Below are 21598 nucleotides of genomic sequence, written 5' to 3' on the forward strand. Positions count from 1 at the left end.
GATGCCCAGGGCTGGGCGAATAAGCTGGGCAGGTGCCCCGTCTCGTCCGCGTTCTCGGACCGGCAGCCCTGCTGCTGGTCGCTGTGTTGTCCACCCTCGTTGCCCTCGCCTATGGCGGCGGAGCTTCGGCCCAACTGCTGGCCGACCCCGGGCCGGTGGTGCGTTGGGGACTTCCCCTCGCCAAGGTCATTGTCAACATCAGCGCGGCCGGAACGATCGGTGCCCTCGTGCTCACGCTTTTCGCCCTCAGCCCCCGGGAACGCGAGTTCGGCACCGCCCTCGACTTCGCCGCAGCCTCGGCCGCACTGTTCGCCGTCGCATCCGCTGTCACCGGCTTTCTGACCTTTCTCCAGGTCACCAACGTTCCCTTCGGCTTCAGTGATCAGTTCAGCGCCACGGTCGGACAGTTCTTCAGCCAGATCGACCTCGGCCAGGCCTGGCTCGCGACCACGCTGATCGCCGCCGGCGTGACCGTGCTCTGCTTCGCCGTGCGCAACCAGACCGCCCTCATCTTCGTCACCGTGCTGGCGCTGCTCTCGCTGCTACCCATGGCCCAGCAGGGCCACTCGGCGGGCGCTGCCGGCCACAACGCCGCGATCACCGCCCTCGGCCTGCACCTTGTCTTCGCGGCGATCTGGCTCGGCGGCCTGCTGACCATCATCGTGCTGCGCACCCAGCTCGACGGCGAACGCATCCGCTCGGTGATTGCACGCTATTCCTCCCTCGCCGTGGTCTCCTTCGTCGTGGTGGCCGCCTCCGGCTATGTCAGCGCCGAACTGCGCATCGGCAGCTGGGACAACCTGTTCAGCCCGTACGGCTTGCTTGTGCTCGTGAAGGTCGCTGCCCTCGTCGCCCTCGGCGGCTTCGGCATTCTGCAACGCCGGTTCTTCATCAAGCGGATGCAGCGGACCGACTCGACGCACGGTCGCTGGTTCTGGTGGCTCGTGGTGACCGAACTCGGCTTCATGGGGCTCGCCTCGGGCGTAGCCGCCGCCCTCGCTCGCACGGCGACACCGGTCGCCCAGGTTGTCGCCACCGAGATTCCGCAGTCGACACCGGCCCAGATCCTCACCGGCGAACTCCTGCCGCCGGAACTGACCTTCTCCCGCTATTTCACCGAGTGGAGCTTCGACCTCGCCTGGATTCTGTTCTGCGCCTTCGGCATCTTCTTCTACCTGGCCGGCGTCTGGAGGCTGCACCGCCGCGGCGACTCCTGGCCGATCTATCGCAGCGTGCTCTGGATTCTGGGCATCCTCACCCTGTTCTACATCACCAACGGGGGGGTGAACGTTTACGAGAAGTACCTGTTCTCCACCCACATGCTCATGCACATGTTGCTGACCATGCTCGTGCCCCTGATGCTCGTTCCGGGAGCCCCGGTGACGCTGGCAGCTCGCGCCATCGCCAAGCGCCACGACGGCAGCCTTGGGGCGCGCGAATGGATTCTCACCGCCGTGCACTCGCGCTTCGCCGGCATCGTCGCCAACCCGATCGTCGCTGCCCTACTCTTCGGCGTCTCACTCTGGGTGTTCTACTACACGTCCATTTTCAGCTGGGCGACGACCGACCACATCGGCCACCAATGGATGATCGTGCACTTCCTGATCACCGGCTACCTGTTCGTGCAGTCCCTGATCGGCATCGACCCGGTGCCGTACCGCCTGCCGTATGCCTTCCGACTGCTGCTGCTGCTGGTGACGATGGCTTTCCACGCCTTCTTCGGCCTCGCCCTGATGAGCGGCACCGGGCTACTCCTGGCCGACTGGTACGGCGCGATGGGCCGCACCTGGGGTCTCTCCGCCATCGCCGACCAGCAGATGGGCGGCGGCGTCGCCTGGGGCATCGGCGAGCTGCCGACCTTTGTGCTGGCCGTTGTCGTGGCGATTCAGTGGAGCCGCGACGACACCAAGGTCACGAGAAGGCTGGATCGCAAGGCCGATCGCAACGAAGACGCCGAGCTGATCGCCTACAATACCAACCTGGCCCGGATCACCGAGCGCGACGCGCAAAGTCCGCGCGGCTAGTGCAGCTGGATGGCCAGGGCGCCGCTGGGCTGCACGATGACGCTGAGCCCCATGGTGAACGGCACGTCTTCGTCGCGGGTGCTGATGTCGCCGTCGAACAGGGATTGCACCTCGACCACAATGTGGGCCTGTCCGGCCGTCGCCACCATCTCGAAGGACCGCTCGCCGGCGGTGAGTTCAACCGCGGGGTAACCGGTGATCGACCAGGCCGGGGCGCCCTTGATGCGGTCATCGATCGAGATACCCCACGGACAGCTGGTCGGTTGCAGCACGGTCTGGGTGGCACACTCGTCGAGGAACTTGTTCAGTTCTGACTGCACCTGCGCAATCATCTTTTCGTTAGGCAGGGCGTCGATCTCGACCGCGGTGGCCCCGGATGCCGTCACGCGCACGCTCGTCTTCTCCGCTGTCAGCATGGCTGAGGAGTGTTCAATGGTGTAGCGGTTCGGGGCGAAGGCGAGGTACGCGGCGCCGGAAGAGAAGGTGGCTGGCGCATCCTCTGCCGCGTGGGCGCGGGTATCGAGCGTGAGGCCGTTGACCGTGAAGGTGCGTTCGTGCAGCACCGACACCTGCAGCACAGCGAGCGGGCTGACGGCAAACGTCCAGGCGTTGAAGACGCCAGCGAAGGTTCCGGCCCGCTCGACCGTGAACGCCATGCTCGACGCTGTGCCGTTCAAATCAAAGTCGAAGACGACCCGGTGCGTGTCATCGCCGGCCGCATTGCTGGGCGTGTCACTCTTCAACTCGATATCGCTCAGACCGCTCAAAACGGATGCCCGCAGCAGCGTCTCCGGCAATTCGACGGTCAGTTCCGCCGCGGTCAGTTCCGCAGCCGAAGGCATGACCCCACCGAGCGCGAGGGCTCCGACGGTATCGCCGCGGGCGAGGGCGTCGAGGTACTGTTCCACAAATCCGCCGGCGCTGTACACCGTGCGATTGAGGGCGGTGATGGTTCCCACGAGACCGGCCGCGAGGAGGGCAGCGACCACCACGAGGGCGAGGACGGCCCGGAGCATTCTGCCGCGGCGCCCGCTCGCCCGCTGGTTTTCGGCCGGGGTGGTCACATAAATATTGTACGGGGGGCGGGTCGGACCTACGGCCAGTGCCCGATCCAGTGCTCGCTGTGGGCCCACGGGACGTTACAGTGGTATGTCCCCCGCGCAGCATGAGCCTGCCAGAGAAAGTGTGCCGTGTCCGAGATTCCGCTCAGCCGTGAACAGGCGCTGGTTTTCGCGGCAATCGAGGGAACCAAGCAGAACGTGTTCGTCACCGGTCGGGCCGGAACGGGTAAATCGACGCTGCTGAACCACCTGTCCTGGAACACCAGCAAGCAGATCGTGATTGCGGCACCCACCGGTGTCGCTGCGCTCAACGTGGGTGGCCAGACTATTCACTCGCTCTTTCGCCTGCCGATCGGAGTCATCGCCGACAGCCCGATCGACCAGAACGACCAGGTGCGCAAGCTCCTCAATACCATCGACACCCTCGTGATCGACGAAGTCTCGATGGTCAACGCCGACCTGATGGACGCGATCGACCGCAGTTTGCGTCAGGCCCGCCAACGCCCGTTCGAGGTGTTCGGCGGGGTGCAGATCGTGCTGTTCGGCGATCCGTACCAGCTGGCCCCGGTGCCCGGCGGCCCCGACGAGCGCGCCTATTTCGCCGACCACTATCGGTCGATGTGGTTCTTCGACGCCAAGGTCTGGCGGGATGCCGAGCTGCGCATCTTCGAGCTCACCGAGATTCACCGCCAGCGGGACAACGATTTCAAGCTCATGCTCAATGCCGTGCGCCATGGTCAGGTCACCGCCGAGATCGGCGGTGCGCTCAACGGTGCGGGGATGCGAACCCCGCCGAGTGAGGGCGTGATCACCCTCGCGACGCGCAATGATGCGGTAAACCGCATCAACGCATCCGCTTTGAAGAAGCTGTCGGGCAAATCGCTCACCGCGAAGGCCGATATCACCGGGGATTTTGGCGGCAAGCAGTTTCCGGCCGACGAGGTGCTCGAGCTCAAGGTGGGAGCACAGGTGATGTTTTTGCGCAACGACTCCCCGCTCGATGGCGGGCCGCGCTGGGTGAATGGCAGTATCGGCACGGTCACCAAGGTCACCTCGACGGTGTTCGTCGACATCGACGGTGACGTGCACGAGGTTGAGCCGACGGTGTGGGAGAAGTACAAGTACACCTACAACGCCGCGACCAAGAAGCTGAGCCGGGATGTCGTGGCGGAATTCACGCAATTTCCGCTGCGGTTGGCCTGGGCGGTCACCATTCACAAGTCTCAGGGTGCGACCTACGAGCGGGCGATTGTCGACCTGGGAGCACGGGTATTCAGCCCCGGTCAGACGTACGTTGCGCTGAGCCGGCTGACCAGCCTCAATGGCCTGTACCTGACCAGGCCACTGCGACCGAGCGACATAATCGTCGACGAGAACGTCAAACGGTTTATGAACATCGAGGTGGTGCCGCCGGTGGCTAACCTGGCGGGGCTTGACACGTCGGGCCAGGAGCCAACCGACCCCGAAACCGGGCTGCCCGCCTGACCCGTGCTGTCGTGCGCTGGTGAGCTCTGCGAGGGACTCTAGTGTGCTCCGTGGCCGCCGGAGTCGGGGATGGTCGGTTCGGTCACTCCGGGTGAACCGTGGGGCACGGCATGGGAGCCGACCTCCGTGGCGGCGAGGGCCGGGGTGGTGAGCGCCGAAAGCAGAAAGCCTCCGACGACGAGACCGGTAAGAAAACGCCAGCCGCTGGGTGTGGCAGCGCCTGCTGCGGAAGCACGTCGCGTTTCAATGCTGGGGGTCGCGGGCGTAGGGGGCCCGGTCGGAGAGCGGCGCAGTGCGATGGCTACCGTGGCGGCCAGGAATACGTTGAAGAGTGAAGCGACGGACATCGGGTAGAGCGGCAGGCCGGTTTGGCCACTGGTCACCCCGAGGCCATTACCGAGCACGGCGGTGGTACCCCAGATGAAGACCGGGATGAGCGCCGCACCCACGATGATCCGGGGCACCAGAACCCGGCCAGCAGCGAGGGTGGCGATTCCCCAGCCGAGTTCGGCAATGCCGAACCCGACCAGCAGAACCGACAGGGGCAATGGAGCGGTCACACCCACGGCCAGATGGATCAGGGCGGCGCCGAAAGCAGCGAAGCCGAGCCAGGTGCGAACGACCGGGGACATGATGCTCCTATTGACTTGGTGCGCGAAGGGATGGAGTGAAGCGGTGCGGCGTTAGGCGTTGGCTTTGCTGTGAACCGTTTTGTCTGCGGTGAGGCCGACACCGAGAAGCACGATCGCGCTGGCGAGGTGCAGGAAGTGGTCGGCGGTGTTGAGCGCCAGGATGTTCAGCGAGGTGCTCGCGATGAAGAATCCGACGATTCCGAGGAGCAGGTACACGGCACCGATCGTGCTGTTGGTGGCCTTGGCTGCCATGGCGTTGGAGAGTCCGGCGATGAGCAGAGCCGCTCCGATCAAGAGGTGCGCGATGTTGTGCAGCGGGTTGACCTCGAAGATGCCGAGAAGTAATCCGCCCTCGGTGGCGATGAAGCCGACACTGCCGGTGACGGCGAAGCCGAGTAATCCGACGAGAAGATAGACCGCGCCGAAGACGGTGGCGATCAGGCGATTGGGTGATGTGCGCATTTCAGGTGCCTCCTAGGTGATTCACGGTTAACCCGTGGTTGCTATTTATTCGGAGCTCCATCCGCTTCGGATTGGTACTAATTGTGGCCCTGATCTCCCCGTTTAAGGGGATCGGTGCGCAAAAAACAGCGCGCCACCCGAATTGGGTGACGCGCTGTGTGCCGAGGCGGGTCAGGCCTTGCGACGGTTAGTGATCGCGCCGAAGATAAGCAGCACGATCAGCGATCCGACGATAGCGAGGGCCCAGGTAGTCAGCGAGAAGAACTCCTCCAGACTGACATTGAACAGGAGCCCGCCGAGCCATCCACCGAGGAAGGCACCGACAACCCCGAGCAGCAGGGTGATAAGCCAGCCCCCGCCCTGGCGACCGGGCAGGATCGCCTTCGCGATGGCTCCGGCGATGAGACCGAGCAGGAGAAATCCGAGGAAACTCATGAGAACTGCCTTTCAGGTTGGCCTGGATGTGGCGCGGACTAAGCCGTTCGCGTGAATGTACCCGCCTGTCTGTGCATCGTCAATAGCCACCGGCCAACGATTCGACTTGCGGGCTTCAGTCCAGCCAGTAGTCGTCGTCCATGTACTGCGGGCCGGTCACCGGGGTTGCGTCGTTGATATCGGGGAGGTCGACGGCATTGATCGTTTCAATCTTGACCATGGAGTGGGCCGTGATCAGCAGGGAGACGTGCGCCCGCATGGGGCTGACGACGTCGACGAAGCCTCCGCCGCTGTGCACGGCGGCGGACAGGGCTGACTTGAGACCGGCAATGTTGTACTCGTCCGATAGGTAAAACCAGTCGTCATTGATCGTCAACCGATAGCTCTGCATTGCATTGTCCATTTCGTTGTGACAGGTTCGTGAGCGCGCTGCCGGTTAGGAGCATGCGGGGGCTTCGCTGCCACCGCGGACTCTGCGCGTCGCGCTGCTCGGCAGCGCGCGTTTCAATATACGGGATTTACTTCAAACAGTAAACTATTTAAGAGTTAAGAAACTTAGTAATTGATCTAGCGGCTACACTGACAGAACAGAATGCCCTCACGGGCAATTTTGCGAGCCTGAAGTTGGGCGAAACCAACAGACCAGAGGTCAGGAGAACGAATGTATGGTCGGGACAGTTCCGGACGCACCCCGGACGCCTTGTCGGCATCCGCTTTAGCTTTTCTGCGCGCCATGGATCGGAATCGAAACCGGGTCGCGACCGAGAGCGGTCTGACCGGGAGCGAGCTGCGCGCCGTGGCTCGCGTTGCCGAAGCGGGCAGCATTACCCCGAAATTGCTCGCGGAATCGATGGAAATGACGACCGGTGCAGTGACCGCGATCTCGAATCGACTCGTGGCCTTGCAACTGCTGGTTCGGGTGGCTCACCCGCACGATCGACGGAGTCTGCTCTTGACCTTGACACCGGCCGCGGAGCAGATCACGCAGAAAATCTACGACGACTTCGAGGCGCTCATCACTCACTCCGTGCGCGACGTGAGCCCGGAGGACCAAGCACGGCTGGGCGCCATGCTGTCCGCGATGGCGTTGACCGTGGGATCGGATGCCGATCTGAGCCTGACCGCCTGAGTATGACCGCCTGGGCCACCGTTAGGGGTGGCGGATTCCGCGCCCGGCCAGCATGGCCCGGTAGCCTTCCCGGTAGGTGGGGTAGCTGAAGATGAAGCCGGTATCGCGCAGAAGCTGGTTGCTCAGTAGCTTGTCGCCGCCTCTTTGGCTTTCGCGGGTGCGCGTCGGCTGGTCCGACTCGTTCAGCGCCGGTTCGGGCAGGCCGAGCTCGGCAGCGAGAAAGGTCAGCACCTCGTCACTGCGCACTGGCTCATTGTCGACGCCGAGATAGAGCGGCGCCGGTTGCTCAGAACGCAGCAGCAGGTGAACGATCGCGGCGGCTGCGTCGTCCCGGTGGATGCGGTTGGTGTGGCGTGACTGGGCGGAGAGCCCGGCACCCGCGCGTACGTGGGCGATCAGTCGTTCACGGCCGGGGCCGTAAATGCCGGCCAGGCGCAGAACGGTGGCGGCGGGGAGTCTGGAGTGGAGCATCCGTTCGGCATCGAGCACGATTGAATCGGTGCCCGGTTTCGGATTCGCCGGCGTCTGCTCGTCGACCCGGCTGCCGTCGTTGACGTCGTAGACCGCCGTCGACGAGACCAGCAGCACGCGGCGCGGCGTGACCTGCGCCTCATTGAGCGCGTCGAGCAGGTTGCGCAGGCCGTCAAGGTAGGTGGTGCGATAGGCCAGGGCCGTGGGGCTGCCGGCCGAGATCGCGACGACCACGAACTCGGTGTCTGGCGGGATGGTTGGCTTCTCGACGCTCAGGTCGATGGACTGGCCGGTGATTTCTGGGGGGAGCAGGCGTGCGTTGCGCCGCAGCCCGACCACAGTGTGCCCCAGCCGCGCGAACCGCAGGCCAACCTCGGTGCCGAGGTCGCCGCATCCGGCAATGAGTACCGTCATCTGTCTCCTTGATTTATTCCACGCTAGCGGGCGCACCATGACGATGAGCCCGCAGCGCCGCGAAGTGCGGGCGTTACCATGAAACCATGCCTATCGTTCCTGACACGTCTGACTGGAGCTGGGTACTCGAACGCCCATGCCCGGCCTGTCGTTTTCGGGCCGGCGAGGTGGCCTGGTGACGACGTTCGGGGCGTACTTTCTGCACGACGTGGGTGCCGACCAACCTCGTCACTGACTGGACAACTTTGGGTGGTCACAGTCCGGTTGCACCACACGAAGTTGTCCACTGAGAACGTGACGGTGCTTATTCGGAGCGGATGACGGGAATCGAACCCGCGCTATCAGCTTGGGAAGCTGAAGTTCTACCATTGAACTACATCCGCGCGCCCGACCGTGAGTGAACAACAATCGGAACCGTGCCAGCATATCAACCCAGCGCGGCTAGGCTGGCACCGTGCTGCTCTCAGATCGCGATATCAAGGCTGAACTCGACGCTGGACGAATCGGTTTGGAGCCGCTCGACCCCGCAATGATCCAGCCATCGAGCATTGATGTGCGCCTCGACCGCCTGTTTCGGCTATTCGACAACCACAAGTACGCCTACATCGATCCGGCCGAGGACCAGCCAGAGCTGACCCGCCTGATCGAGACCAAGCCCGACGAGCCGTTCATTCTGCACCCGGGCGAATTCGTGCTCGGCGCCACCTACGAGCAGGTGACCCTGCCAGACGACATTGCCGCCCGGCTCGAGGGCAAGAGCTCGCTCGGACGTCTCGGTCTGCTGACCCACTCCACGGCCGGGTTCATCGACCCCGGCTTTTCGGGCCACGTCACGCTCGAGCTCAGCAACGTTGCGACGCTGCCGATCAAGCTCTGGCCCGGAATGAAGATTGGCCAGCTGTGCTTCTTTCAGCTCAGCTCCCCGGCCGAGAAGCCCTACGGCTCGAGCGAATACGGCTCCCGCTACCAGGGCCAGCGCGGCCCGACGGCGTCACGCTCGTTCCAAAACTTTCACCGCACGGTCATCGACCGCTGATGCAGCCTTCCAACACAAGCGGATGCCCGCGGGCCGAGCAAACGTAATACGTCGAACGTAACCTCGCGTCGGGTAAAATCTGAATATGACCTCCATGCCGACCCGATTCGACGAGGCGCTGATCGCGCACGGCCCCACGCCGGAGTATCCGGGGCGCATGCACCGCTTCGGCCAGATGGTCGGATCCTGGGCCGCCAAGGGTACCCGCCTCGACGAGACCACCGGAGAGTGGATCGAACGTGACTTCGTCTGGATGGTCGAATTCATCCTCGACGGTCGGGCCGTGCAAGACGTCGAGGTCGTTGCGAGCACGACGCATCCGTCTGGGTTTGAAACCGTCGCCACTACCGTGCGCGTCTACGACCCGTTCGCCGGAGCCTGGCGCGTGAGCCACTTCGCCCCGGCGCTGGGCGAATACTGCCAGCTCGTGGCCACCCCATACCGGCATGGAGTTCGGCAGGAGGGCACCCGCACGGACGGCCGCCCGATCCGCTGGAATTTCACCGCCATCACCCCCGACAGCTACAAGTGGGAGGGGTGGGTCTCCGCCGATGAGGGCGCGACCTGGCAACTCGTCGAACACAATGAGGCCACCCGCATCCGCTGAGAAACGGATGCTGATGGCCTCGGTGTCTGGGTGGCTTAGAGGGTGAACTTGAACCCGAGGTCGGCCGGGTAGTCGCCGAGGGCGGTGAGGTTCGTGGCCGCGGCCTGCAGTGCTGCGAGGGTGAGGCCGAGGGTGCCCGGGCCGAAACTGACTCGGCTGATGCCGAGTTCGGCGAGGCGCTTCAGCGGAACGAGTCCGGGCGCACCGATCACCGATATTTTGCCGTTAACCTGCTCGATCGCGCGGACCACCTTGTCCTCGTCGGTCAGGCCGAGGAAGAAGATGACGTCAGCGCCGGCGCCGAGGTAGGCGTTGGCGCGGGCGACGGCTTCGTCCCAGTCGCCGCCGCCGGCCAGGGTGTCGACGCGGGCGTTGATGACGACGGGAATGCCGCTCTGCTCGGCGCCGGCTCTCGCTGCGGCCACGCGGGCGGCGGCGGTCTCGATGTCGAACTGCGGGGCCTTCGCGGCGCCGACCGAGTCCTCGATGTTGATGCCGACGATGCCGGATTCCTCGATCAGGCGACGCACGTTGCGGGTCACGCCGGCAACATCCGGTGCGTAGCCCTTCTCGAAGTCGGCAGAGACCGGCAGGTCGACGGCGCGGGCGATGATCGTGGCGGCGAGAATGGCCTCGTCGAGCGAGAGGCCTTCGCCGTCTGGCAGGCCGCGCACGTTCGAGATGGAGTGGCTCGCGGTGGCGAGGGCCTTCACTCCGGGCGCATCGGCCACGATCTTGGCGGTAATGGCATCCCACACGTTGGTGACGATGAGGGGCTCGCCGGGCACGTGCAGCGAGAGCAGGAGTTCGGCCTTCTGGAGCTGGGTAAGAGTCATGCTCTTCAGTCTGACCGGCCTGCGCGCCCTGGGCGAGGGAACAGCCGCAATTCAGTAGATGCTCAGGCAAGGACGGGCTGGCGTCCGGCTAGGAGATATGCTGCTGCCTGGCCGAGACCGGAATGAGCAGTAGCAGGCCGACGAGCAGCACGAGCATGATGCCCAGGATGCCCCAGTAGGTCTCGCCGAAGATTGTGACCGACAGCGCGAAGGCGGCCGGCGCGAGAAAGCTGACGGCTCGACCGGTCGTGGCGTAGAGCCCGAACACTTCACCCTCGCGGCCGACGGGAATGAGCCGAGCCAGAAAGGTGCGGCTGGCCGATTGGGCGGGGCCGACGAACAGGCATAGGGCCAGCCCTGCCGTCCAGAACACGATCTGCCCGCCGTCGTGCAGGAAAAACACCAGGAGGCCGCTGACCAGAAGCCCGACCAAGGCGGTCATGATGACGGGCTTCGCGCCGAGCCGGTCGTCGAGCGCGCCAACACTCATGGTCGCGATGCCGGCGACCACATTGGCCGCGATGGCGAAAATGATGACCTCGCCGGGCGAGAATCCGAAAACGGATGCCGCGAGCACACCGCCGAAGGTGAACACGCCGGCCAGGCCGTCGCGGAACACCGCGCTCGCGATGAGAAAGTACACCGCCTGGCGGCTGGTCTTCCAGAGGCGGGCAATATCGTGGCCGAGCACCCCGTAGCTTTGGAAGAAGCTGACTTTTTCGCGTCGGGCGGCCTTGGGCGCCCGATACTCCGGTACCCGCAGGAGCACGGGCAGCGCGAAGAGACCGAACCAGGCGGCTGCGAGCAACATGGAGACGCGCACGGCGAGACCGTTGTCGCCGGTCACCCCGAACAGGCCGACCTCGGGCTGGATAAAGCCGAAGTACACGATGAGCAGCAGCACGATGCCGCCGAGGTAGCCCATGCCCCAGCCGAATCCGCTGACCTTGCCGATAGTGCGCGGTGTCGACACCTGCGCAAGCATGGCGTTGTAGTTGACGCCTGCGAATTCGAAGAAGACGTTGCCGGCCGCGACCAGGAACAGTCCGAGCAGCAGGTAGCTCGGGCTTGCCTGCACGAAGAACATGCAAGCGGTCAGCGCGACGACGATGAAGGTATTCACGCCGAGCCAGAATTTGCGGCGGCCGGAAGTGTCGGAGCGTTGCCCGGTGATCGGGGCCAGTGCGGCAATGACGAGGCCGGCGATGGCCAGGGCCCAGCCGAGCTGGGCGCTGATCACGTCTTCATCGCCGAAAGACGCGCCGGTGATGTACACAGTGAAGACGAAGGTCGTGACGACGGCGTTGAACGCGGCTGATCCCCAGTCCCAGAACGCCCAGGCCACCACCCGGCCACGCGTTGGAGTGGTGGCTGCGTCTCCGGCGACAGTGTGGATCATGTGCACAATCTACTGCCCGCCGGTAAGGAACGGATGCTGCGCCGATACTGGGACCGTCGGGTTGGCATCCGCTCGGGCGAACGTCAGCTGACGCGGTAGTCCTGCAGGTACAGGTTCGCCACCGAATCGCGGGTGATGAGTTCGGTTGGCAGCACCACGACTTCGATGGGCTGGCCGGGCTCGGCGATTTCGGCCAGCAGCTTCGTGACGGCCAGTTGGCCGATTTCTTCAACCGGGCGGGCGACCACGGTGATGCCGGGAACTATTGCCGCCGCCCACTGGCTGTCGTCGACCGTCACGAGCGAGATGTCCCGGCCGATGGTGAGGCGCCGGTTTCCGGCAACCTTCAGCACGGCCAGAGCCATGTCGTTGTTCGACGTGAAAATGATCGTGGGTGGGTTCGGTCGGTCCAGGAGCGACGCCACGGCCGCCTCGGATGACTTCGGCTTGTCCTCACAGAAGATCCAATGCTGGCTGTTGCGACGGATACCGGCATCGGAGGCGCCCTGCAGAAAGCCTTCTGTGCGGTCCAGAACGGTCGAGATGAGATGGGTTGGCCTCTGGTCGGTCACGCCCTCGACGCTCGAGGCCGAGATGAGAAAACCCAGCCGTTTGTGGCCGAGTGAAATGGCGTGGCGCACGGCTTCGCGGGTGCCGGCGAAGTCGTCGGTGGTGATGGAGGTGAGCGGCGGGTCGTCCAGGCGGCGGTCAATGAGCACGATCGGTCGGCCGCCGAGCTGAGCCGGCTTTAGATGCTCGTAGCCCTCTGACAGCGACGGCACCACGATCAACCCATCGACCTGTTTCTCGAGCAGGGTCTCGATAGCTTGGCGCTCGATCGCGGTTTCTTCATCGGTGTTGGTAATGAGCACCTGGTAGCCGTGTAGTTTGGCCTCGTCCACGATGGCCTTGGTAGCGCGATCGAAAAACGCATTCGTGAAGTCAGCGATGATGACCAGACCGATGGTCTTGGTGACACCGACGCGCATCGCCCGGGCGAGTTCGTTCGGGCGGTAACCCAGCGCGTCCGCCGCCTGCTCGACCCGCGCGATGGTGGAGGCCGACGTGCGGCCGTAGCGGCCGAGCGCCCGCGAGGCCGTGGCTCGAGACACACCCGCCTCGGCGGCAACGTCGACGATTGTCGGCAGATGACTTGGCTTCGTGACGTCGTCGTCCCGCACAGTGACCCCTTTGTAAACGTGATGCAACCGTTACCTACTCGAGTTGCATTACTCATTCTCCCATTGGAATATATAGTACCAAGGTTTGCGAGAACGATCTCGCATTGGTCACGTAAGTCAAAGGAGACATTCATGAGGCGCTCATTCCGAACGATTGCAGCAGTTGGTGCAATGACGGCATTCGCACTGACCCTGGCCGGTTGCTCGACCGCAGCCACCACCGATTCCACCGATGCTGCGGCAGCGGATGAAATCACCATTGCATTCGTCATGGGCGCAGAGGCCGACCCGTTCTTCCAGGCGATGAAGGCCGGCGCAGAGGAAGAAGCCGCCAAGCTCGGCGTCACGCTCATCTGGCAGGGCGACCCGGCGAACTACTCGGCCGAGACCCAGATCCCGATCGTCGACGCGGTTCTGGCCCAGCAGCCCTCCGGCCTGGTGCTCATCCCGACCGACCCGACGGCCCTGCAGTCCTCGGTCTCCAAGGCCGTTGCCGCCGGCATCCCCGTGGTCAACGTAGACACCCACGTCGACGACCTCTCCGACGTCGTGTCATTCATCACCGGTGACAACGCCGACGGCGGCGCCAAGGCCGCTGACGCGCTCGCCACCCAGATCGGCTACGAAGACGGCGGAACCTACCAGGTTGTCGTCGGGCTCACCAGCGCCACCGCGACCACCAATGTCAGCCGCCTCGACGGCTTCACGGCCCAGATCGAAGCCGAATATCCCGGCATTGAAATCGCTGACGTCGCGTACTCCGAGTCCAACCCGGAAAAGGCCGCGACCAACGTGAACAACTGGCTCACCCGCTTCCCTGACCTGGCCGGCATTTTCGCCATTGACGGCACGAACGCCTCGGGTGCGGCTGCGGCCCTCGAATCCAAGGGCCTGGAAGGCACCATTGGACTCGTCGGCTACGACGCTTACCCCGACAACGTCGCGAAGATCAAGTCCGGCGTTTTCACCGCGCTCATCGCGCAGGATCCCGCCGCCGAAGCCCGCCTCGCCATTCAGACGCTCGTCGAGTACATCAAGACCGGTGAGACGTCGACCGAGCACGAGGTTGTCATTCCGAACGTAGTTCTGGATTCCAGCACCTCTGATGACGACTTCGCGAAGTACACCTACGTCGCCACTGAATAAGTCGTCCTCCCGGTAGCTGTAGAAAACAAAGGCAAATACATGACCAACGTCAGTCAGAGCGTGCAGAAGTCAGCGCTCTCGTCACGGTTCTCCTCCCTGGCCGCCAATCAAAGCACCATCCTGGTGGGCGTGATGATCATTCTGATCGTCGTGTTCACGGTGCTCGAACCGAAGTTCTTTTCGGTCGCGACGGCCAATAACGTCCTCACGGACTGGGGTTCCGTTGCCCTGATTGCCGTTGGTCAAACCTTTGTAGTGATCAGCGGTGGCATCGACCTGTCGGTCGGTGCCACCATCGGACTCAGCGGCGTCATCTCCGCCTGGACCATGGCCAACGTGCTCGGCCTGGACCAGACCGTCAAGGGGCAGGATGCTGCCGGCCCGCTCCTGATCGGAACCGTGGTCTCGGTCGCCGTCGGTTTGGGCGTCGGTCTGGTCAACGCATTCCTGATCAACAAGCTCAAAATCGTGCCGTTCATCGCTACCCTGGCCACGATGGGCGCGGCGCTCGGATTCTCGGTCATCATTTCCAAGGGCGCCCCGATCGGCAGCGCCAATGACTTCACTCTCATCAGCGCGATGTCGCCGACCTGGAATCCGCTCTCCTGGGCCGTGCTCTTCGTGGCCATCGTCATTGCCGTGCTGGGCCTGTTCCTGCACAAGGCCCGCTTTGGTCTGTACACCTACGCCATCGGCTCGAATGCCTTTGCGGCACGGGCAGCGGGTATCAACGTGGAACGACACCTCACCATGGTCTACGCGCTGTCCGGTGCGCTGGCCGGCCTGGCCGGCATGTACGTCTATATCCGTCTCGGCGCAGGTTCCCCCTCGTCGGGAACGGGCCGTGAACTCGACGCCATCGCGGCTGTCGTCATCGGCGGCGCGTCCCTCATGGGTGGCGTCGGCCGCATCATGGGCACCATCCTCGGCGCCCTCATCCTCTTCACCGTGCAGTCCGGCCTGATCATGATCGGTGTTGCACCGGACTGGAAAAAGGTTGTCGTGGCCGTTCTGATCGCTGCGGCGGTCGCCGCTCAGACGCTGCAGAGCAAGAACGGGAGAAAGTGACCATGGTCGGCGAAGTCATCTACGAAGTCCGGAACGTTTCCAAGCGCTACGGCTCAGTCATCGCCCTCGACGGGGCCAGCCTCAAGCTCCACGCCGGCGAAGTCGTCGGCCTGGTCGGCGACAACGGTGCCGGAAAATCGACCCTGGTCAAGGTGCTCTCGGGCGCCCACCAACCCGACGGCGGACAGATCTTGCTCGACGGGGTGGAGCGTGAATGGAGCTCGCCGCGGGAGGCCCTCGAGGCCGGGGTGGAGACTCTCTACCAGGACTCCGGTCTGGCACCGCACCTGACCGTTTCGGAAAACGTGTTCCTCGGCCGTGAAAAGGTCGTGCCGGGATTCCTGGGAAAGCTGGGGTTTCTGTCGAAGAAGACCATGGCCCGCGAGGCGCACGCTGACCTCGAGCGGGTTGGAATCGCCGTGCCGGCGTCGAACCGTTCCGTTTCTCAGCTCTCCGGCGGCCAGCGCCAGGCGGTGTCGATTGGCCGGGCGGTGTCGTGGGCGCGAAAAGTGATCATTCTGGACGAGCCCACCAACCACCTCGGTGCGCGTCAGGCGGGCGAAGTGCTCAATGTCATTCGTGCGGCCAAGGCCAAGGGACTCGGCGTTATCTTCATCTCCCACACACTGCCGCACGTACTCGAGGTGACGGACCGCATCGTCGTGCTGCGCCTCGGCCGCATCGTGATGGATGCCCCCACCACCGAGTTCGACGGTGACCGCCTGATCGGCGTGCTCACCGGTACCATCGCCACCATCAAGGTGGAGGGCGACTAACCAGCCTTCGGGCGAAAAATACGTGGACGGGTCGCACTGGTTACATCGTGCGGCCCGTTCTTCCATGTCTGCCGTCGGCGGAGCGGCATCCGCTTTGAAAGTTGAGCCACTCACACTCAACTTTCAGCCGTAGAAATTGACAGGGACGAAACGGCTCTGGAATACTTGAGCCATCGAGGCTCAAGTCTTGAGATTACTTAGCAGTTCGTTTCGCACATGATTGAAGGAGAACAACCCAGATGGCTCGTGCAGTAGGTATTGACCTCGGAACCACAAACTCGGTGGTGTCCGTGCTCGAAGGTGGAGAACCCACCGTCATCGCCAACGCTGAGGGCTTGCGCACCACCCCCTCGGTGGTCGCATTCACCAAGGACGGCGAAGTTCTCGTCGGAGAAACCGCCAAGCGCCAGAACGTCACCAACGTCGACCGCACCATCTCCAGCGTCAAGCGCCACATGGGCACCGACTGGACCGTCGCGATCGACGACAAGAAGTACACCCCGCAGGAGATCAGCGCGCGTATCCTCGCCAAACTCAAGCGGGATGCCGAGCAGTACTTGGGCGAGAAGGTCAGCGACGCCGTCGTGACCGTGCCGGCGTACTTCAACGACGCCGAGCGTCAGGCCACGAAGGAGGCCGGCGAGATTGCCGGACTCAACGTATTGCGCATTATCAACGAGCCGACCGCCGCCGCGCTGGCCTACGGTCTCGACAAGGGCAAGGAAGACGAGCTCATTCTGGTCTTCGACCTCGGAGGCGGAACCTTCGACGTGTCGCTGCTCGAGGTGGGCAAGGACGACGACTTCTCCACCATCCAGGTGCGCTCGACCGCCGGCGACAACCGCCTCGGCGGCGACGACTGGGACCAGCGCATCGTTGATCACCTGATCAAGCGCTTCAAGGAGACCACCGGCGTTGACGTGTCCAAGGACAAGATCGCCAAGCAGCGCCTCAAAGAAGCCGCTGAGCAGGCCAAGAAGGAACTCTCCTCGAGCATGTCGACGAGCATCCAGCTGCCCTACCTGTCGCTGACCGAAAACGGCCCGGCCAACCTCGACGAGACGCTCACCCGCGCCCAGTTCGAGAAGATGACTGAGGACCTGCTCGACCGCACCAAGAAGCCCTTCCAGGACGTTATTCGTGAGGCCGGCGTCAAGGTCGGTGACATCGCCCACGTCGTTCTCGTCGGTGGTTCCACCCGTATGCCCGCCGTCTACGAGCTCGTCAAGAGCGAGACCGGCGGCAAGGACCCGAACAAGGGTGTCAACCCGGACGAGGTCGTCGCCGTCGGCGCCGCACTGCAGGCCGGCGTGCTGAAGGGCGAGCGCAAGGACGTTCTGCTCATCGACGTCACCCCGCTGAGCCTCGGCATCGAAACCAAGGGCGGCATCATGACGCGCCTGATCGAGCGCAACACGGCCATCCCGACCAAGCGCAGCGAAACCTTCACCACGGCCGACGACAACCAGCCGTCCGTTGCGATCCAGGTCTTCCAGGGCGAGCGTGAGTTCACCCGCGACAACAAGAACCTCGGAACCTTCGAGCTCACCGGCATCGCGCCGGCGCCGCGCGGCATTCCGCAGGTCGAGGTCACCTTCGACATCGACGCCAACGGCATCGTGCACGTGTCTGCCAAGGACAAGGGCACTGGAACCGAGCAGTCGATGACCATCACGGGCGGTTCCTCGCTCGCGAAGGAAGACATCGAGCGCATGGTGCGCGAGGGTGAAGAGCACGCCGCAGAAGACAAGCGTCTGCGTGAAGTCGCCGAGACCCGCAACACGGCCGAGCAGCTCGCCTACTCGATCGAGAAGCTGATCAAGGACAACGTCGACAAGCTCCCCGAGGACGTGAAGAATGAGGTGCAGGCTGATGTCGACGCCCTCAAGTCCGCTCTCGCCGGCGACGATGACGACGCGGTGAAGACCGCGTTTGACAAGCTCAACGAAAGCCAGGGCAAGCTCGGCGAAGCCATCTACAAGTCCAGCCAGGCGGATGCCGCAGCCGGCGCTGATGAGACCAGCACCGACGAGGCTCCTGCCGAAGAGAACAAGGACGAAGACGTTGTCGACGCCGAAGTTGTTGACGACGACGAAGACGAGAAGAAGAAGAAGTAGGCCGCAACCATGGCTGACAAGAAACATCCAGACAACGACGCGTCCGCTGCGGGGGTGCCCGATGACGGCACCGCCGCTGCGGGCGCGGCCGCAGCTGATGCAGCATCCGCTTCTGAACCTGACAGTGCTGTAGCCGACGGTACGGCCGACGGGATCGAAGAAGACGAACTGACCGTTCAGGACATTCTGGACGCGGCGGAACGCGAAGTTGCTGAGCCGACGAGCGAACACCTCGCCGACCTCAAGCGCGTGACGGCCGAGTACGCCAACTATCGTCGGCGCACCGAAGCCAACCGGGCCATCGAGAAAGAGCGCGTGACCGGGGATATCGTCAAGGTGCTTATTCCGGTACTCGACGACATCTACCGTGCTGAGAAGCACGGCGATCTCGTGCCCGACTCGGCCTTCGCCACGATCGCAGCCAAACTGCGTTCGAGCGTTGAACGGCTCGGGCTGACCTCGTTCGGCACGGTCGGCGAACCCTTCGACCCAACCATGCACGAGGCGATCTTCCAGCAGCCGAGTGCAGCGGTCGACGTTGAAACCGTCGGCGACGTCGCGGAGACGGGGTACTACCTCGGCTCCACGCTGCTGCGCGCGGCCAAGGTCGTCGTTCAGGTACCGAGCGATGGCTAGCCAGGATTGGTTTGACAAGGACTTCTACAAGGTTCTCGGGGTATCGAAAGATGTCACGCCGGCCGAGTTGAAGAAGGCGTACCGCAAGCTCGCGCGTAAGTACCACCCGGATTCCAACCCGGGGAACCCCGCCGCCGAGGCGAAGTTCAAGGAACTGAGCGAGGCGCACTCGGTGCTGGGCGATGCCGCGCAGCGCAAGGAATACGATGCCGTGCGGGCCATGGGCAGTGGGGCGCGGTTCGCCGCGCCCGGCGGCCGGGCCCAGAGCGGTGGCTTTGAGGACGCCTTCGGAGGCATGTTCGGCGGCGGAAGTCGTCAGCAAAGTTATACCTTCGAGCAGGGCGGCTTCGACGATATCCTCGGGGGTATGTTCGGCAGAGGTGGCGGCGGTGGCGGTGGCTTCGGCAACCCCACCGGCGGCTACCGCGGATCGGGCGCGCCTACCCGAGGCCGCGATGTGATCGCGTCGACGACCATCGACTTCATCACGGCTACCCAGGGCGACCAGATCAGTCTGCAGACCCAGGACGGCCGGCCGATCAAGGTCAAGGTGCCAGCGGGCGTCGCCGACGGGCAGAAGATTCGCCTGCGCGGCAAGGGCCAGCCCAGCCCCGACGGCGGAGAAACCGGCGATATCGTGCTGACGATCACCGTGCGCAAGCACCCGGTGTTTGAACGGGACGGCCTCAACCTGCGGGTGACCGTTCCGGTCACCTTCGTCGAGGCGAGCCTCGGTGCGACGATCGAGGTGCCCACCCTCGGTGGTGCCCCGGTCAAACTGCGCGTGGCCCCCGGCACTCCCGGAGGACGCGTGCTGCGGGTCAAGGGTCGCGGCGTCACCACGGCGAAGGGCACCGGCGACCTGCTCGCCATCGTGCAGGTCGCTGTACCGTCACACCTGTCAAAGGATGCGGAAGAAAAGCTCGCAGCCTTCGCCGAGGCACTGCCCAAGGAAAATCCGCGTGATGAACTGATCGCGCGAGCGAAGGGCTAGTCATGGACGAGACCACCCGGGTTTTCGTGATTTCCACGGCAGCAGAGCTTGCGGGAATGCACCCGCAAACCCTGCGCCAATACGATCGCCTGGGCCTGGTCAGCCCGGAGCGCACCCCCGGAAAGAGCCGTCGATACTCCATGCTCGACGTGGCAAAGCTCCGTGAAATTGCGTTCTTGGGCTCAGAAGGTGTGAGTCTGGAGGGCATCCGTCGTATCCTCGAACTCGAGGATCACGTGCGCGGGCTCGAAAAACGCCTGCGCGAGTTGGAATCGACGCTCGCCGACGAATTGCTGAACCGTCCGGGCCGCCGCGTTTTCGCGGCTGGCTCGGCCGGCGACGTCATTTCGATGAAGGCGGGCACCCGCACCAGACGCAGCAACCAGATTGTCATCTGGCGGCCGCGAGACCACACGTAGTTCTACAACACCTAGCTCCACGTTTCGCTTTCACAGCACGAACTGGTTGCACCGGCACCACTTTCAGGGGGAACCATGTCCGAATCGGGCACGCACGACCAGTCCGCGCCGCGGAACACCAATGATTTCGACTTCGATCGGCTGCGACGTCGCCCCGACATCGAGGCCGAGAACCTGTTCGCCGTCGACGCCAGCGACCGGCTCATCCTCGATGAGGCCGCCGGTGCGATCGCCGCCTACCGCAGCGGTGGAGTCGTCGTGCTCGAGGACCGCTATGGCGCCCTCACCCTCGGCGCCGCCGCACTGCACGATGCCCGCGGCATTCGCGTCTATCAGGACGCCCTCTCGGGCGAGTACGCGCTTGACAGCAACGCCTCCGGCGTCAACCTGACGGATGCCTACCGCTCCCTTCCGCTCGGCGAGGAACTGCTGGCCGACGCCCACGTCGTGCTGCTGCAGCTGCCAAAAAGCCTCGACGCCCTCGATGAGATCGCCGGCGCCATCGCCAAGTACGCCGCCCCCGACGTGATCGTCTTCGCCGGCGGCCGCATCAAGCACATGACCGTGAGCATGAACGAGGTGCTGCGCCGTCACTTCGGCGCCCTCAACGTGCGCCCGGCTCGCCAGAAGTCCCGCGTGCTCATCGCCTCCTCGCCGCTCACCACGTCGACGACCGACTGGCCGCACAGCGAGAAGCACGAGGACTTCGACCTCGTGGTGCGCGGCCACGGCGGAGTGTTCGCTGGAACCAGCATCGACATCGGCACCCGGGCGCTGCTCGAGGTGCTCGACCGCATGAAGCCCGATGCCGAGCGCGCCATCGACCTCGGCTGCGGCACCGGCGTGCTCGCCGCGGCGCTCGCTGCGCAGCGACCCCTGCTGCGGGTGCTCGCGACGGACCAGTCGGCCGTTGCCGTGGCATCCGCTCGTGCCACCGTCGACGCCAACGCGCTCGCCGAACGAGTCACCGTCGTGCGGGCCGATGGCCTGTCCGGCCAGGCTGATGACTCCGCCGACCTGATTCTGCTCAACCCGCCCTTTCACATCGGCGCATCCGTGCACGCGGGCCTGGCCGAGAAGCTGTTCATCGACGCGGCCCGAGTGCTTGCGCCCGGCGGCGAACTGTGGACGGTCTGGAACACGCACCTCGGCTACCGTCCGATGCTGACCCGCATCGTCGGTTCGACCCGCCAAGTCGGCCGCAACACCAAGTTCACGGTGACGGTGTCGACCGGTCGCTAGCTTTTTCGGGGCGGCTTACGGCGGGCCT

General features: G+C 64.3%; 22 protein-coding genes and 1 tRNA gene. 13 read left to right on the forward strand and 10 right to left on the reverse strand.

The window, feature by feature from the left end:
* Positions 1-32 precede the first annotated feature (32 nt).
* Positions 33-2024 carry a cytochrome c oxidase assembly protein gene (locus tag CXY80_RS15330; RefSeq protein WP_104132982.1) on the forward strand — a complete coding sequence of 664 codons (1992 nt, stop codon included), beginning with the start codon at positions 33-35 and terminating at the stop codon, positions 2022-2024.
* Here CXY80_RS15330 and CXY80_RS15335 read toward each other — a convergent pair.
* On the reverse strand, positions 2021-3088 hold the full coding sequence (locus CXY80_RS15335; RefSeq protein ID WP_092447979.1) for a hypothetical protein: 1068 nt from the start codon (positions 3086-3088) through the stop codon (positions 2021-2023). The genes CXY80_RS15330 and CXY80_RS15335 overlap by 4 nt on opposite strands.
* Before the next feature lie 126 nt (positions 3089-3214).
* Here CXY80_RS15335 and CXY80_RS15340 point away from each other — a divergent pair, with 126 nt between their 5' ends.
* Positions 3215-4570, forward strand: coding sequence for an ATP-dependent RecD-like DNA helicase (locus tag CXY80_RS15340; protein ID WP_092447978.1), 1356 nt, complete (start codon positions 3215-3217; stop codon positions 4568-4570).
* A gap of 38 nt (positions 4571-4608) precedes the next feature.
* Here CXY80_RS15340 and CXY80_RS15345 read toward each other — a convergent pair whose 3' ends face one another.
* The 4 genes from CXY80_RS15345 to CXY80_RS15360 all read right to left on the reverse strand — a co-directional run bounded on the left by CXY80_RS15345 (position 4609) and on the right by CXY80_RS15360 (position 6490).
* Complete coding sequence (locus CXY80_RS15345) at positions 4609-5202, reverse strand: hypothetical protein (RefSeq protein WP_092447977.1); 594 nt, start codon at positions 5200-5202, stop codon at positions 4609-4611.
* Positions 5203-5253: 51 nt separating this feature from the next.
* Positions 5254-5664 carry a DUF4383 domain-containing protein gene (locus CXY80_RS15350; protein ID WP_092447976.1) on the reverse strand — a complete coding sequence of 137 codons (411 nt, stop codon included), beginning with the start codon at positions 5662-5664 and terminating at the stop codon, positions 5254-5256.
* A gap of 171 nt (positions 5665-5835) precedes the next feature.
* Entirely contained in the window at positions 5836-6099 is a 264-nt protein-coding gene (locus CXY80_RS15355; RefSeq protein ID WP_092447975.1) for a GlsB/YeaQ/YmgE family stress response membrane protein, read from the reverse strand.
* A 115-nt stretch (positions 6100-6214) separates the two neighbouring features.
* A complete protein-coding gene (locus CXY80_RS15360; protein WP_134477775.1) occupies positions 6215-6490 on the reverse strand; it encodes a hypothetical protein in 276 nt (91 codons plus the stop codon).
* Positions 6491-6760: 270 nt separating this feature from the next.
* On the opposite strand from CXY80_RS15360, the gene CXY80_RS15365 reads away from it, so the two are divergent.
* On the forward strand, positions 6761-7228 hold the full coding sequence (locus tag CXY80_RS15365; RefSeq protein ID WP_092447973.1) for a MarR family winged helix-turn-helix transcriptional regulator: 468 nt from the start codon (positions 6761-6763) through the stop codon (positions 7226-7228).
* Between the two features lie 21 nt (positions 7229-7249).
* On the opposite strand, the gene CXY80_RS15370 is transcribed toward CXY80_RS15365, so the two are convergent.
* Positions 7250-8113: an NAD-dependent epimerase/dehydratase family protein gene (locus tag CXY80_RS15370; RefSeq protein ID WP_104132983.1), complete on the reverse strand. Its 864-nt coding sequence runs from the start codon at positions 8111-8113 to the stop codon at positions 7250-7252.
* 312 nt (positions 8114-8425) lie between these two features.
* A tRNA-Gly gene (locus CXY80_RS15375) sits at positions 8426-8496 on the reverse strand.
* A gap of 71 nt (positions 8497-8567) precedes the next feature.
* Here CXY80_RS15375 and dcd point away from each other — a divergent pair.
* Positions 8568-9149, forward strand: a complete 582-nt coding sequence (gene dcd / locus CXY80_RS15380) for a dCTP deaminase (RefSeq protein WP_104132984.1) — start codon at positions 8568-8570, stop codon at positions 9147-9149.
* An 85-nt stretch (positions 9150-9234) separates the two neighbouring features.
* Positions 9235-9756, forward strand: coding sequence for a hypothetical protein (locus CXY80_RS15385; RefSeq protein WP_104132985.1), 522 nt, complete (start codon positions 9235-9237; stop codon positions 9754-9756).
* Positions 9757-9791: 35 nt separating this feature from the next.
* Here CXY80_RS15385 and CXY80_RS15390 read toward each other — a convergent pair whose 3' ends face one another.
* From CXY80_RS15390 to CXY80_RS15400, 3 genes are all read right to left on the reverse strand, one after another.
* The gene (locus CXY80_RS15390; RefSeq protein WP_104132986.1) at positions 9792-10592 is read right to left on the reverse strand and encodes an isocitrate lyase/phosphoenolpyruvate mutase family protein; all 801 of its coding nucleotides are present in this window, start codon (positions 10590-10592) and stop codon (positions 9792-9794) included.
* 88 nt (positions 10593-10680) lie between these two features.
* On the reverse strand, positions 10681-11991 hold the full coding sequence (locus CXY80_RS15395; protein ID WP_092447968.1) for an MFS transporter: 1311 nt from the start codon (positions 11989-11991) through the stop codon (positions 10681-10683).
* An 83-nt stretch (positions 11992-12074) separates the two neighbouring features.
* Complete coding sequence (locus CXY80_RS15400; protein ID WP_158251676.1) at positions 12075-13172, reverse strand: LacI family DNA-binding transcriptional regulator; 1098 nt, start codon at positions 13170-13172, stop codon at positions 12075-12077.
* 132 nt (positions 13173-13304) lie between these two features.
* On the opposite strand from CXY80_RS15400, the gene CXY80_RS15405 reads away from it, so the two are divergent.
* The 8 genes from CXY80_RS15405 to CXY80_RS15440 all read left to right on the forward strand — a co-directional run bounded on the left by CXY80_RS15405 (position 13305) and on the right by CXY80_RS15440 (position 21570).
* The gene (locus tag CXY80_RS15405) at positions 13305-14318 is read left to right on the forward strand and encodes a substrate-binding domain-containing protein (RefSeq protein WP_158251677.1); all 1014 of its coding nucleotides are present in this window, start codon (positions 13305-13307) and stop codon (positions 14316-14318) included.
* A gap of 39 nt (positions 14319-14357) precedes the next feature.
* The gene (locus tag CXY80_RS15410; protein ID WP_092447965.1) at positions 14358-15386 is read left to right on the forward strand and encodes an ABC transporter permease; all 1029 of its coding nucleotides are present in this window, start codon (positions 14358-14360) and stop codon (positions 15384-15386) included.
* Positions 15387-15388: 2 nt separating this feature from the next.
* The gene (locus CXY80_RS15415) at positions 15389-16162 is read left to right on the forward strand and encodes an ATP-binding cassette domain-containing protein (protein ID WP_092447964.1); all 774 of its coding nucleotides are present in this window, start codon (positions 15389-15391) and stop codon (positions 16160-16162) included.
* Between the two features lie 239 nt (positions 16163-16401).
* Positions 16402-18279: a molecular chaperone DnaK gene (gene dnaK, locus CXY80_RS15420; RefSeq protein WP_104132989.1), complete on the forward strand. Its 1878-nt coding sequence runs from the start codon at positions 16402-16404 to the stop codon at positions 18277-18279.
* A 9-nt stretch (positions 18280-18288) separates the two neighbouring features.
* Entirely contained in the window at positions 18289-18915 is a 627-nt protein-coding gene (locus tag CXY80_RS15425; RefSeq protein WP_092447962.1) for a nucleotide exchange factor GrpE, read from the forward strand.
* Positions 18908-19909: a DnaJ C-terminal domain-containing protein gene (locus tag CXY80_RS15430; RefSeq protein ID WP_092447961.1), complete on the forward strand. Its 1002-nt coding sequence runs from the start codon at positions 18908-18910 to the stop codon at positions 19907-19909. Before CXY80_RS15425 ends, CXY80_RS15430 begins: the two co-directional genes overlap by 8 nt.
* Before the next feature lie 2 nt (positions 19910-19911).
* Positions 19912-20328: a heat shock protein transcriptional repressor HspR gene (locus tag CXY80_RS15435; protein ID WP_092447960.1), complete on the forward strand. Its 417-nt coding sequence runs from the start codon at positions 19912-19914 to the stop codon at positions 20326-20328.
* A gap of 75 nt (positions 20329-20403) precedes the next feature.
* Complete coding sequence (locus CXY80_RS15440; RefSeq protein ID WP_092447959.1) at positions 20404-21570, forward strand: class I SAM-dependent methyltransferase; 1167 nt, start codon at positions 20404-20406, stop codon at positions 21568-21570.
* Positions 21571-21598: the final 28 nt, after the last annotated feature.

Origin of the sequence: Cryobacterium sp. M91 (assembly GCF_002929615.1) — a bacterium.
GTDB classification, from domain to species: Bacteria; Actinomycetota; Actinomycetes; order Actinomycetales; family Microbacteriaceae; genus Cryobacterium; species Cryobacterium levicorallinum.